Below are 12,546 nucleotides of genomic sequence, written 5' to 3'. Positions count from 1 at the left end.
AAGATCGGTTTACGGACAGTGGGCACTCTTGGGTGAGGCATTCACTGACCGTTCACTTCACTCAACCATCAACCTCTCCTACGGAGTTGGTCGGCCCGGACAATCCGCGATCTGACGGGCGGCTTCGCGGGCGGGACGGCCGACGCCGATGAGGGTGGCGGAGGCGGGGCCGGTCCAGTCGCCGTATCCAAGGAGGTGCAGGCGGGGCTCGCCCACGGACTGGGTACCGGTCGTCGGTATACGGCCGCGTGAGCCGCGCAGGCCCAGCGGAGCGAGGTGGGAGAGGACGGGGCGGAAGCCGGTGCACCATATGATCGCGTCGGCCTCGGCGGTCGTGCCGTCCGCCCACGCGACCCCGTTCGGGGTAAGGCGGCTGAACATCGGCCGGGCTTTGAGGAGTCCTGCGTCGCGGGCCTCTCGTACGGGCGGTACCGCGACGATGTCGCCGAGCGAGGCGACTCCCCCGGTGTCGGCGCGGCCCGCGTCCAGGGCGCGGCGGCGGGCGGTGGCGGCATCGAAGAGGGCGCGGCCGTCGATGTCGTCGGGGAGGTAGCGCGGCGGGCGGGCGGTGGCCCAGGTCAGGTCGGTCTTGTACGCGAGGTCGGCGGCGATCTGGGCGCCGGAGTTCCCGCCGCCGACCACGACGACACGCTGCCCGGCGAAGTCCTCGGCCGAACGGTAGTCGACGGTGTGCAACTGGGAGCGGGCGAAGTCGCCCGGTACGGCGGGGACGAAGGGACGCCCCCAGGTTCCGGTGGCGCTGATGACCGCGCGGGTCCGCCAGGTGCCGGAATCGGTCTCCACGCGCAGAAAGTCTCCGTCGCGGTGGACCCCTGTCACGCGCACGGGCCGGACGACCGGCAGCTCGTACCGCCGCTCGTAGTCGGTGAGATACGAGACGACGTGCCGCGCATCCGGGTAGGTCTCACCCTGCTGCGCAGGCATGATGCGCCCCGGCAGCGAGGAGTACGCGGCCGGGGAGAACAGGCGCAGGGATTCCCAGGTGTGCTGCCAGGCTCCGCCCGCGCAGGCCTGGGCGTCGAGGATGACGAACTCGACGCCCAGGCGGCGCAGGTGGTAGCCGGCGGCGAGCCCGGCCTGGCCGCCGCCGATCACCACTACCTCGGTAATGGAGCTCATGACCTCGGCGCGCGGGGCAGGGTGAACAACGACACGGCGCCGAACGCGGTCCCGCAGATCACGCTGACGGTGGCGTCACGCACGCAGAGGAACATCACGCCTGTCCAGATGACCCCGACCAGTACGGCGAATGCTGTCCTGTTCGCTGCGAGCCACATCCAGAACGCGGTCACACTCGTCTGCGCCGCCGCGCTCACCGTGTCACCTTCTCGCTGGTGAACTTCCTTCGCCAGGCCAGGGACACGTACACCAGCGCGACCAGGACCGGTACCTCGATGAGCGGGCCGACGACACCCGACAGCGCCTGGCCGCTGGTGACTCCGAAGGTGGCGATGGCGACCGCGATGGCCAGCTCGAAGTTGTTGCCGGCCGCTGTGAAGGCGAGGGTGGCGGTGCGGTCGTAGTTCAGGCCGATGGCCTTGCCCAGCAGGAAGGTTCCGAACCACATCACCGCGAAGTAGACGAGCAGCGGCAGCGCGATGCGGGCCACGTCCAGCGGCTGCGAGGTGATCGTCTTCCCCTGCAGGGCGAAGAGGATCACGATCGTGAACAGCAGGCCGTAGAGCGCCCAGGGGCTGATCTTCGGCAGGAACGTCGCCTCATAGCTCTCGCGGCCCATCTTCTGCTCTCCCAGGCGGCGGGTCAGGAAGCCGGCCAGCAGGGGGATGCCGAGGAAGATGACGACGTTCAGGGCGATCTTCCACATCGAGATGTCGAGGTGCTCGCCTTCGCCCAGGCCGAGCCAGCCGGGCAGCAGGTCGAGGTAGAACCAGCCGAGGACGCCGAAGGCGATGACCTGGAAGACGGAGTTGAGGGCCACCAGGACAGCTGCGGCTTCGCGGTCGCCGCAGGCCAGGTCGTTCCAGATGATGACCATGGCGATGCAGCGGGCGAGGCCGACGATGATCAGGCCGGTCCGGTACTCGGGCAGGTCGGCCAGGAAGATCCACGCGAGGGCGAACATGAGCGCGGGGCCCAGGACCCAGTTGATGACCAGGGACGAGATCATGAGCTTCTTGTCGCCGGTGACCGCGTCGAGCTTGTCGTAGCGGACCTTCGCCAGCACCGGGTACATCATGATCAGCAGGCCCACGGCGATAGGCAGCGAGATACCACCGATCTCGACCTTGGCGAGGGCGTCGTTCAGGCCGGGGATCACCCGCCCCAGGCCCAGCCCCAGGGCCATGGCGAGCAGGATCCATACGGCGAGGAAGCGGTCCAGGGTCGACAGCTTCTGGACGACCGACGAGTCTTCGGCGGTCGCGGGTGCTTGCGTGGGGGTCACGGACAGGCCCTCTTGTTTTCGGCAGCGGTACGAGCGGATGCGGCCAGCTCGGTGAACTGACCGGCGAGCTGGGCGATGACGTCCGGGCGCAGCTTGTAGTAGGTGAAACGGCCGCACGGCTCGGTCTCCACGACCCCGGCTTCGCGCAGCACTCTCAGGTGGTTGGAGAGGTTGGTCTGCTTGGCGCCGGTCTCCTCCACGAGGTGCGTGGTGCACAGCGTCTCGCGAGCGAGCAGGGTGACGATCCGGAGCCTTAGGGGGTCTGCCAGGACGCGGATCAGTTCAGTGTCGACTGACGTCATCATGCGCTGATACTCTCACATCAGTGGTGACTGACACCATCGGGTGCTGATGTGCGCCCGTCCTGCGCGAGAAAAGACCCCGCCGTGTCCGACAAGCCCTCCGTGCTGTTCGTCTGCGTCCACAACGCCGGCCGCTCCCAGATGGCCGCCGCCTGGCTCACCCACCTGGCCGGAGACCGCGTCGAGGTCCGCTCCGCCGGCTCCGCGCCCGCCGACGCGGTGAACCCGGCGGCCGTGGAAGCCATGCGCGAGGTCGGCATCGACATGTCCGCCGAGACCCCAAAGATCCTCACCGTCGACGCCGTCAAGGCATCGGACGTGTGCATCACGATGGGCTGCGGCGACACCTGCCCCGTCTTCCCCGGCAAGCGCTACCTCGACTGGCAGCTCGAAGACCCGGCGGGCCAGGGTGTGGAGTCCGTACGCCCCATCCGCGACGAGATCAAGACGCTCGTCGAGGGACTGATCGCCGAGATCGCCCCGGAGCGAACGGCGTGAGCGCGATACGCGCGGCCATCATCATCGGCCCCGGCCGGCTACTACGACGTGAATCCTGCGGCGTACGCACAGCGGTTCGCCGACTCCGACATGACCAGGGAGCAGCGGCTCTTCTCGGGTTTCCTTCCCCGCCGCGACCTGCCGGTCCTTAACGCGGGCTGTGGCACAGGCCGGGCCAGGACCTTCAGGGCTTCCGCCGCCTGGGCATCGAGGCCCTCGGTGTCGATCTGTCGCGCGGCCTACTGCCCGAGGCGAGGCGGTGCACCGATGCCCCGTTGTTCCGGGCCGACAGGGCATGGGCCTTGCTGCTGGTCGGGGTGCTGCTCGTACTGGCCGCGCGTGGCCCGCGCGCAAGGGACACCGAAGATCGTTGAAACAAGCCCACTGAGTTGTAGGCACTGGATATGGTCCGCACTGTGGTCCCTACGGTGTTGACGATTGTCCTCATCGCAATCGGCTTGTTGCACTTCATCTGGGCGTTCTCCCCCTGGCCGATGAAGGATGCAATGACGTTTACCAAGACGATAGGTGGCAGCGACGACGGCGAGATGCCGCCGGGAACGAGCACCGTTCTCGTGGGTCTGCCACTGATCGGTGGCGCTGTGCTCACCATTGCGTATAGCACTCGCCGCCTTGGGCGGCATTGTCGCGGTAGCTGCGAGCAGGCGTTAGTCACGATCTTGTACGAGGGCTCGTCAGTTAGCCGGCGGGTCCTTTTCGTTCGTTTGTGGCTTGGGTTTCGCCACGTCATGCGGGTCTACCACCCGGCCGCACCCCTCTCACGGGAGCAGACCGCGACCCCGACGATCAGAACTCAGAACAGGCCCTGGGCCGCGTCCGGCCGATCATGCCGGACCCCGCCACACTCAGGTGCGTACCCGAATGGCGGCCTTCGGCCGGCTCCGTAGGTGGGAACACATGGGGAGGTCCACCAAGGAGAGGAAGGTCCCATGGCGATTAACGCCCACGTGCGCCACAGCGGCGACGGGCAGGCGTTCTGGATGCTGAACGGTCTGTACGAGGTCAAGGCTTCCAGCGACGAGACCAACGGCGCGATGACTGTCATGGAGATGACCGTTCCGGTGGGTAGCGGCCCACCGCCCCACACCCACCCGGGGACCGAGAGCGTCTACGTCATCGAGGGGACGCTGCGCTATCACATCGGAGGCGAGACGTTCGAAGGCGTTCCCGGGTCCTTCTTCCATATCCCTGAAGGCACATTGGAGCGGTTCGAGCCCACCAGCACGGCGCGGATCCTGGTCACCTACACACCGGGCGGCATCGACAAGTTCTTCGCCGAGGCCGGCGAACCCGCCCTGCGCCGGGAGCTGCCGCCCCCGTCCGACACGCTGCCGGACGTTGATCGCATCATCGAGATCGGTAAGCGGCACGGAATTCAGATGCAGCCGATGCCTGACGCCTAGACTGGCGGGCCGACGAGGCTCTGCCACGGTGTTTCGCCCTGGCGTTCTGCCGCTTCGACCCCTTTTTGAAGCAGGCCCCGGCGGCGGATCGGTGCACTCAGATCACCCCACCCGCCATGCTCACATCAACGACGCAGATGCAAAGCAGTCACATGATCGACCGGCCCAGTCCCCGCTCCTCCTGCGGGGCCTGTGGTCCGCCGACTGCCCGGGGCGCTCCACCAGCCGCCTCTCGCTGTGGAGCCACTGCGAACCCCCGGCGCCTGGTAGCGCTCCACGACACGGTGGCGGACGCCGTCCCCAGTCAGTCGAGCCATGGTGCTCTGCGTCAGACGACCGGCTCGCCGATGCCCAGCAGGTTTCCCTCGCTGTCACGGAACCAGGCGCCGCGTTCCCCTCGTGCGCCCTTGCTCGGGTAGTTCCCGTCGATCTCGGCGATCCCGTCCTTCGTTCGGAACCCGGGCACGTCGACCTCTTCGAACATCACGCCGCGCTGCTTGAGTTCCGACACGACGGTCTCGACGTCGTCGACCTCCCACCCCATCTGAGTGAAGGTACCGGGCGAGGCTCCCGTCGACTTGAACAGCGCGAACTCCGCGCCTCCGCACCGATACAGCAACCCACCGGGCCGTTCATCGACGGGCTCCAGACCGAGCTGCTCGGCGTAGAAACGCCGCGCCCGGTCCAGGTCCTGGGCTGGAAGCCTGGTCGCCACGCGTCCCCTGGCCAGAATGTTCCTGTCGTCTGCGTTCATGCCTCCACTGTGCCGTGAACGTGGCCGAACGGACGGGCAACATGCGTGTGCCACGGTGTGGGATCCGGGGCTCTCGTCCAGGACGGGGCCTCGCGGCCCAGCCCGGTCCCGGCGCGTCGGCCGGAGTGGTTTGCACCTGGCCGGGCTGTGTGCCGCCGCGTCGGGGCGGCGGGGCGGGCCGGGTACGTACGCAGCTCGGCCAGAACGATCAATGGCCCCGCGGTCGCTAAGAGTCCTGCGCCCGCACCAGCACGTCGCCGGCGGCCGTGCGGTAGTAGAGCACGGACCGTCCCGCGCGGCGGCGGCCGACCAGCCCGGCGTCCAGGAGCACCTTGAGATGGCGGCCCACCGAGCCGAGACCCTGGCCCGTCACCGCCACCAGGTGCGTCGTGCTCATCGGGCTGTCCAGGAGCACCAGCACGCTCGCACGCCCGGCACCGAGCAGCCTGCCCAGCGCCTCAGGAGCGGCGGCCCGCTCCGGCTCCGCCAGCGCGCCCGAGCATCGGTACACCACGGCGTTCCGGTGCACCGCGCCGTGGGAGTCCGGCCGGTCCGTGGAGATCCATCCCATACGCGGCATGACCGGCACGAACAGTAGCTGCGATCCCATCAGTTGCCGGGGCGGGAAGGCGCGGGTGTTGATCTGCAGCCGGTTGCCGCCCAGCCACCGCATCTCCGGATGGATGTCGTCCAGTGCGGCTGCCCAGCCCGCCCGGCTCAACTGGCCCGTACGCGCGACCACATCGGCCTCGATGACGCGCCGCCGCCGCGGCCAGTCGGGCGCCACGGTCTCCCGCCACACCCACTCCAGCAGGTCGGCGACGCGCTCGGACAGATCGGGGCGCTGCAACGGGCCCGGCAACGGTCCGCGATGAGCGATCTCCAGGTCGGCGCGGGCGGTGTCGGCCGGCGTCTCGCGGATCCGCGCCAGCTCGTCGTAGAACTCCGCACCGCCCTGTGCCTCACCCTCGCGGGACGGCACCGGTGTCAGGAAGTCGGCGATCCACCGGTGTGATTTCGACAGGGTGAACGAGAGCAACTCGGGCAACGGAAACGGGAGCCACGTTGCTCCGTCCGTGGTGGGGATGTCCTGCGACACAGGTCCATGATCGGCACTGGGATTGGGAGCCACCCCTATCGGGTGACATGGGCGGTGCGGTGGGATGGTGTGGGAGTGTCCGGTGTGGTGGTGCGGGCGTGAACAGTTAGCTTGGTGGCTCCGGGCCCTGCTGGTCTGTGTCCCTGACAGGCGCGGTTCAGAAGGGCCCGGCCCTGCTGTTGGCAGGAGAGTCATCGGCGAGTGGCCGCATACCCTGTCTCTTGGACTGGTGAGCCTATGGAGCGGCCCCTGCCTGCAGCGTTGGAGCCGGCCACTCGCGCCCAGCGGCCAACGCATCCTGTTTTGGCGGTCATCGTCGCGTTGGCCGTGGCGCTGGTGCCCGTGATCGTTCTGGGTAAGCCGGTCGGTGACGCCTTGGGGCCTTTGGACTTCGATGATGTGTTTACCACGGAGAACGCGCCGCGCCACGCCGGATTCATGGCTGTCATTGTGGCCGCGATCATCGGGCTGCTGTGGTTGTGGCTGCGCCTGTATGAGCGGCGCCCGTTGTGGACCGTGGGCCTCTTCAGAGGACGTGTTGTCGGCAAGGTGGCGGCGGGGTTCGCACTCGGGGCGGTACTGAACCTCCTCCCCCTGGCCGTGGCCCGAGTCGGTGGCTGGGGCGCCACGACAGCCAAGGCCCTGCCGGCCTGGCCCTTGCTGGCCGGTGGGCTGGCGCTGATGGCACTTGCCTGGATGTTGCAGGCCGGCACCGAGGAGGTCGTCTTCCGGGGGTTCCTCACCCAGGCGATCGCCATGCGCTGGCCGCTCGCCTGGGCGGTCGTGATCCAAGCCCTCGCCTTCTCCGCCTCCCACGTTCTGGTCGACCATCAGCCGGTGGAGTTCGTCGCACTATTCCTGGTCGGGCTGTTCCTCGTCGGTTATGTGCTGCTCGAAGGAGACCTGTGGGGGGCATGCGCGTTTCACGGGGCGTGGAACTGGTCCGACTCGGTCGCCGTCATCTGGTTCACGGACGCACCCGGTGCCGTGGACACGGTCCGTGAATTCGTCATTCCGGTCCTTGCGACGATCGTCGTGGCCTGGCTGATCCGGCGCCGGGGCGTGCCCCACAGAACGTCGCAGCACGCAGTCTGAACTGAAGCGCCGGGCCGCTTCTATTTGGTGACGGTGAATTCTGTTCGGATCGGTGATTCTCCTCGCGGTGTGCAGGTGGCGGTGTAGGTGCCGCCATCGTTGAGCTGGCTTTGGACCGTCTCCTCGGATGCTCCCTGAGCGATGCCCTGTTCTTCGACAACCGTGTCACCGTCGGCGGCGACGAGGGCGAAGTCGACGGGCTTCGTGCCGGTGTTCTTGACGGTGAAGGTGACCCTGGTGCCGGCCGACGCCTTGTTCGGGGAGACGGTACATGCGGTATCGGTGGCTTCCACGCTGACCTGCTTCTCCTCGCCTGAGCCGCAAGCGGCGAGCACTGAGGCGGTCAGTGCTGCGGCGAAGAGTCGTGCGCCGGTCTTGAGGCTGTTTCGGATATCGAGCGGCACTGAACCGCTTCGGGGGGCACAGGTGTCCAAGGCGTGCTGGGGGTTCATGTCTGATTCCTTTGCTGCTGTTCGGTGGTGTGGAAGCGGTAGGACTCGGTGCCGGTCTGGATGAGGGTGCAGCGGAAGGTGATTCGGTCGGCGATGGCTGCGCAGAGCCTGGGGTCGGCGAAGATCTTGTCCCATTCGGCAAACGGCGAGTTGGTGGCGACCGCGGTGGCCTTGCGCTCCTCGCGTTCGGTGAAGATCTGGAACAGCAGCCGGGCGCCCTTCTTGTCCAGGTTCAGGTAGCCGAACTCGTCCAGGCAGAGCAGGTCGACCTTGCTGTATCGGGCGATCACCGAGGACAGCCTTCGGGCTGCGTCGGCTTCGGCGAGTTCGTTCACCAGGGCCGAGGTGGTGGTGTAGCGGACGCTCATGCCGGCCTCGGCGATCGCCGTACCCACTCCGATCAGCAAGTGCGTTTTGCCGGTGCCGGAGTCGCCGATCAGCACCAGCGGCCGGCCCTCGCGAACCCAGGACGTGGATTTGAGGTCACCGACCGTCTCGGGCAGCACGTTGGGGTTGCGCTCGTAGTCGAAGTCCTCCAGCCGCTTGGGGCGGGGGAACTTCGCCGCGCGGACCAGCCGCTGCTGGCGGCGGACATCGCGGTCGGCGACCTCGACTTGCAGCAGGTCCAGCAGGAACTGCTTGTAGGAGGACTGCTCGCGCCGGGCGGTGGCCGCCAGCTCCATGAACCGCTCGCGGAAGGCGGGCAGCCGCAGATCCCGGCAGGCTTCGTCAATCTGGGCATCCTCCGGGTCCCCTTCGGGAAACGGCATCCGCGTGGGCGGAACCTCGGCGCCGGTCTTGGTGGGGCTCATGCGCTGGTGCCCTTTCTGTTGTCCGATCGGTTGGCAACCGGCGTCAGCAGTCGGTCGTACTTGCTCATGTCGGGCAGCGCAGGGCGGGCGTCGGGCGGCAACCGCCGGGCGGGCAGGGAGATCACCTTCGCCCCCTCGCCCCCGGCGTCGACGGGCTCGTCGTCCAGGTCGCCGGTCTCGTCGGCGCAGGCTTCGGCCGTGTCGGATGCCTCCTCCAGGCCCTGGTTCTCCATCGCCTTGCGGGCCTCGATCGCCACCAGGTCGGTGCTGATGGCGCCGATCCGCAGCACCGTTTCCATGCCGGCGACGATCGCCGCGGCGGGCAGCTGGCGGTGCAGCAGCAGCACCTCGATCAGCATCCGGGTGCCCTCTTTGTCACCGGCCCTGGCCTTCGCCGCCGCCCAGAACGCCTCATGCACCTTGGTGAAGCCGCCCTCGGCGCGTGCCTGGGCGAGGGCTGCGGCCCCGGCAAACGCGCCGGGCTTGACCAGCAGGATCTCCAGGTAGTGGTCCAGGATGTCGTGGTAGGTGTAGCGGCGAGTCAACCTGGGGTGGCGGGCGATGACGTTGCGGCCCTCGAAGATCCAGATCTCGTTCGCCCGCAGCTTGACCCGCACCTTGGTACCGATGAACTTCGCCGGCACCGAGTAGTAGCACTGGCGGACGGTGACTCTGCCGTTGCGGTGGACGATGGGCGTCAGGTCCATCCCGGTGTCGTACTCGTCCGCCGGCAGCGGTGCCAGGCAGCCCCGTTCGTGCTCGAAATCGAAGCCGATCGATGTCGGGCGGCCGTGGACGTGCCGGGCGTCCTCGGCCGTATCGATCGCTTCCAGGCGCTCGTTCAGCTCCGCCAGCGACTCCACCTGCGGCGGCGGGACCAGATGCTTGCGCCGGAAGCGGCCGCCCTCGTGCTCGACCCCGCCCTTCTCATGGGCTCCGTCCTCACCGGGGACGCAGTAGAACGCCGAGAACCCATACCAGGACCGGAAGGCCGCCCAGCGTGTGCTCTCCGTGCGGGAGCGGCCGAACATGACCTGCTTGACCGCTGGTTTGAGGTTGTCGTAGCGGATATGGACGCTCGGCACCCCTCCCAGCACCCGAAATGCCTCCACGTGCCCGTCCAGGAACGCTTCCTGCGAGGCGGTGGCATAGACGCGGTGCACGGCCTTGCCGGAGTACGACATCCGCAGCGTGAACAGCACGCACTTGCGGCGCTGTCCCGCCAGGTCCAGCCAGACATCCGCAAAGTCGACCTCCGCCTCCTCGCCGGGCTTCTTCTCCTGCGGCACCATGCCTTCCAGGTGGCGGCGGCCTTCCTTGGCCTCCAGCTCCAATAGAGGACGGCGTTTGCGCATGTAGTCACGGACGGTGGAGTACGACGCCTGCTCGAAGTCATGCTCACCCGCAAGCCGCTCAAGAACGCGGTCGATGGTGTGCTTCTGCTTCCTCGGCGCCGCCAGGTCCTCGCGCAGCATCGCGTCGATGAAGCCCTTCACCGGCTCCAGCACGCTCTGGCGCGGCGGCGGCTTCTTCCGCTTCGCCGGCACCGGACACGACAACGCCTTCGCCACCGTGTTCCGCGACACCTTGTATCGCTGGGCGACCATCCGGCCCGAGACCGTCGGATCCAACCGACGGTCACGGCGGATCCGCTCGAAGATCCACTCACGCGACCTGTACACCCACGGGCTCCTGACACGACCGTGATGAAACGCCCAAAGCGTCACCCGGCCAACCAGACCACAGGCCCCATTACGCCATCAGCGGCATGTCACAGATGGTCAGACCGAGTGGCTCCCAATCTCGTTGTCGGAGCGCTGGCGCCCAATCGCGATGTCCCGCTGGCTCCACTTCACCCTGTCAAAGACAACCGGTGCCTGCCCAGTGCGACGCGCACCAGCAGGGCGGTGAGCGGATCGGCGATCAGCCGTTCCCGGTAGGCGGGCCCGTGACTGTGCAGCCAGCGGCGCTCGGCCGGATGCGCGGGCGAGTCCTTCTCCAGGGCCATCAGGCTCGCTGTCGTCTCACAGAGGGGCGACACGACGAACCGGCTGCTCGCGAGCGTATCCGCGTTGACTTCCCACCAGCCCAATGGTTTCGCCTCCCCGCGAAACATTAACTCCGCGCCAGAACGTCTGCCGACACTCCGTCCATGCGCACCTACCAAGAGCTCCTCAAAACCCCGGAGTTCGCCCCGCTACTCGTCTCCACCGCCGCACACGTGGCCGCCCTGACGGTAAGTGGGCTCGCCCTGGGGACGCTCGTCTACGACGCGACCGGCTCGCCGCTCCTCGCCGCCCTCAGCATGTTCGGCCCGAAGCTGGCGCAGATAATCGGCGCGAGTGTCCTGCTGTCGGCGGCCGACCGCCTGCCGCCGCGTGCCGCGACCGTCGGCCTGGCGCTCTTCTTCGCCGTGGCCACCACCGCCCTGGCCATGCCCGGCCTGTCCGTCGGGGCGATCTTCGCGATCCTGTCGGTGCAGGGCATGGTCGGCTCGGTCGGCGGCGGAGTGCGCTACGGACTGCTCACCGAGATCGTCCCCGCAGAGGGCTACCTGCTCGGCCGTTCGGTGCTCAACATGTGCGCGGGAAGCCTGCAGATCTGCGGTTACGCCCTCGGCGGCGTACTCGTCAACGTCCTGACACCTCGCGAGGCCCTGCTCACCGGCGCCGCCCTTTACGTCGTCGCCGCGGCCGTCGCCCGCATCGGTCTCGCGAGACGGCCGCCGCGCGCAAAAGGCCGTCCGTCCGCGAGCGAGACCTGGCGGACCAACGCGCGCCTGTGGGCGGCGAAACCCCAGCGCCGCGTCTACCTCGCCCTGTGGGTGCCCAACGGACTCGTCGTCGGCTGCGAATCCCTCTTCGTCTCCTACGCCCCACACGACGCGGGGCTCCTGTTCGCCTTCGCCGCTGTGGGCATGCTGGCAGGGGACACCCTGACCGGCCGCTTCCTGCCTGGGCACTGGCGCGCCAGATTCGGTGCGCCGCCAATGCTGCTGTTGCTCGCCGCCCCGTACCTGATCTTCGTCCTGCACCCGGCGCTGCCCGTGGCGCTCGCCGCCGTGACCGTGGGGTCGATCGGCTTCTCGGCCAACCTGCTGCTCCAGGAACGCCTGATGTCCCTGATCCCGAGCGAGCTGAGGGGCCACGCCTTCGGACTGCACTCCTCAGGGATGCTCACCGCGCAAGGCGTGGCCGCGGCGGTCGCAGGCGGCATCGCGCAGGTGACGTCACCCGCGACCGCCATGACAGTGATGGCCGCCGCCTCTGTTGCGGTCACCCTCGCCCTCACACCGGGCCTCCGGCGCCTGGGACCGGCGGCCGCGGGCGTGCTGATCGGACGTGACGCCGACCGCCGGCTCACCGACACGGGCAAGGACCTGCGGCCGACGGACACGGCCTGAGGTTCTGTTAGGCGTACTTGCTCAGGGCGCTGGCCTCCAGTGCGGCCTTTTCGTTGACCCCGATGACGTAGCCGTCGATGTCGCGGAAGTAGAACATGCGCTGACCGGTGTGATCAGAGCTGATGTCCTTGACGATTTCGGTGTGCTGGGCGATGCCGTCGCGGACTCCCTGCAAGTCGTCCACGCCCATGTAGAACATGCCGGCGAAGCCGACAGGGGTGTTTTTCAGGACGGGCAGGAAGGTCTGCAGGTCGGCCCATCGCGGACCGCTACACCGAGCAC

Annotated in this window: 15 protein-coding genes; 4 read left to right on the top strand and 11 right to left on the bottom strand. The window is 68.1% G+C overall.

Annotation, left to right across the window (positions count from 1 at the left end; genetic code table 11):
* Window positions 1-78 precede the first annotated feature (78 nt).
* The 4 genes from J7E89_RS28495 to J7E89_RS28480 are packed head-to-tail and all read right to left on the bottom strand — an operon-like array spanning window position 79 to window position 2,730.
* Complete coding sequence (locus J7E89_RS28495) at window positions 79-1,140, bottom strand: ArsO family NAD(P)H-dependent flavin-containing monooxygenase (protein ID WP_214977327.1); 1,062 nt, start codon at window positions 1,138-1,140, stop codon at window positions 79-81.
* A complete protein-coding gene (locus J7E89_RS28490; RefSeq protein WP_214977326.1) occupies window positions 1,137-1,337 on the bottom strand; it encodes a hypothetical protein in 201 nt (66 codons plus the stop codon). Before J7E89_RS28490 ends, J7E89_RS28495 begins: the two co-directional genes overlap by 4 nt.
* Window positions 1,334-2,425, bottom strand: a complete 1,092-nt coding sequence (arsB, locus tag J7E89_RS28485) for an ACR3 family arsenite efflux transporter (protein WP_214977325.1) — start codon at window positions 2,423-2,425, stop codon at window positions 1,334-1,336. Before arsB ends, J7E89_RS28490 begins: the two co-directional genes overlap by 4 nt.
* Window positions 2,422-2,730 (bottom strand): helix-turn-helix transcriptional regulator, encoded by a 309-nt coding sequence (locus J7E89_RS28480; protein ID WP_214977324.1) that lies wholly within the window; start codon window positions 2,728-2,730, stop codon window positions 2,422-2,424. Before J7E89_RS28480 ends, arsB begins: the two co-directional genes overlap by 4 nt.
* Window positions 2,731-2,811: 81 nt before the next feature.
* Here J7E89_RS28480 and J7E89_RS28475 point away from each other — a divergent pair, with 81 nt between their 5' ends.
* Window positions 2,812-3,225, top strand: a complete 414-nt coding sequence (locus tag J7E89_RS28475) for an arsenate reductase ArsC (protein WP_214977323.1) — start codon at window positions 2,812-2,814, stop codon at window positions 3,223-3,225.
* 950 nt (window positions 3,226-4,175) lie between these two features.
* The gene (locus J7E89_RS28465; protein ID WP_214977321.1) at window positions 4,176-4,649 is read left to right on the top strand and encodes a cupin domain-containing protein; all 474 of its coding nucleotides are present in this window, start codon (window positions 4,176-4,178) and stop codon (window positions 4,647-4,649) included.
* Window positions 4,650-4,977: 328 nt separating this feature from the next.
* On the opposite strand, the gene J7E89_RS28460 is transcribed toward J7E89_RS28465, so the two are convergent.
* Both J7E89_RS28460 and J7E89_RS28455 read right to left on the bottom strand, forming a co-directional pair.
* On the bottom strand, window positions 4,978-5,403 hold the full coding sequence (locus J7E89_RS28460; protein ID WP_214977320.1) for a VOC family protein: 426 nt from the start codon (window positions 5,401-5,403) through the stop codon (window positions 4,978-4,980).
* Window positions 5,404-5,629: 226 nt separating this feature from the next.
* Window positions 5,630-6,451: a helix-turn-helix transcriptional regulator gene (locus tag J7E89_RS28455; protein ID WP_251061215.1), complete on the bottom strand. Its 822-nt coding sequence runs from the start codon at window positions 6,449-6,451 to the stop codon at window positions 5,630-5,632.
* Between the two features lie 288 nt (window positions 6,452-6,739).
* Here J7E89_RS28455 and J7E89_RS28450 point away from each other — a divergent pair, with 288 nt between their 5' ends.
* A complete protein-coding gene (locus tag J7E89_RS28450) occupies window positions 6,740-7,597 on the top strand; it encodes a CPBP family intramembrane glutamic endopeptidase (protein WP_214977319.1) in 858 nt (285 codons plus the stop codon).
* Window positions 7,598-7,617: 20 nt separating this feature from the next.
* Here J7E89_RS28450 and J7E89_RS28445 read toward each other — a convergent pair whose 3' ends face one another.
* The 4 genes from J7E89_RS28445 to J7E89_RS28430 form a co-directional block, all read right to left on the bottom strand.
* The gene (locus J7E89_RS28445; RefSeq protein WP_214977318.1) at window positions 7,618-8,049 is read right to left on the bottom strand and encodes a cupredoxin domain-containing protein; all 432 of its coding nucleotides are present in this window, start codon (window positions 8,047-8,049) and stop codon (window positions 7,618-7,620) included.
* Window positions 8,046-8,861, bottom strand: a complete 816-nt coding sequence (gene istB, locus J7E89_RS28440) for an IS21-like element helper ATPase IstB (protein WP_308315632.1) — start codon at window positions 8,859-8,861, stop codon at window positions 8,046-8,048. Before istB ends, J7E89_RS28445 begins: the two co-directional genes overlap by 4 nt.
* Window positions 8,858-10,543, bottom strand: a complete 1,686-nt coding sequence (istA, locus tag J7E89_RS28435) for an IS21 family transposase (RefSeq protein WP_308315631.1) — start codon at window positions 10,541-10,543, stop codon at window positions 8,858-8,860. Before istA ends, istB begins: the two co-directional genes overlap by 4 nt.
* 170 nt (window positions 10,544-10,713) lie before the next feature.
* A complete protein-coding gene (locus tag J7E89_RS28430) occupies window positions 10,714-10,953 on the bottom strand; it encodes a hypothetical protein (protein WP_214977317.1) in 240 nt (79 codons plus the stop codon).
* 60 nt (window positions 10,954-11,013) lie between these two features.
* On the opposite strand from J7E89_RS28430, the gene J7E89_RS28425 reads away from it, so the two are divergent.
* The gene (locus tag J7E89_RS28425; RefSeq protein WP_251061207.1) at window positions 11,014-12,264 is read left to right on the top strand and encodes an MFS transporter; all 1,251 of its coding nucleotides are present in this window, start codon (window positions 11,014-11,016) and stop codon (window positions 12,262-12,264) included.
* Between the two features lie 7 nt (window positions 12,265-12,271).
* On the opposite strand, the gene J7E89_RS28420 is transcribed toward J7E89_RS28425, so the two are convergent.
* The coding region (locus J7E89_RS28420) for a VOC family protein (protein WP_374196905.1) at window positions 12,272-12,546 on the bottom strand (275 nt) is incomplete at its 5' end.

The sequence above is a fragment of the Streptomyces sp. ISL-100 genome (assembly GCF_018614615.1).
Taxonomy (GTDB): Bacteria; Actinomycetota; Actinomycetes; order Streptomycetales; family Streptomycetaceae; genus Streptomyces.
This window is presented reverse-complemented; position numbering and strand designations above follow the sequence as displayed.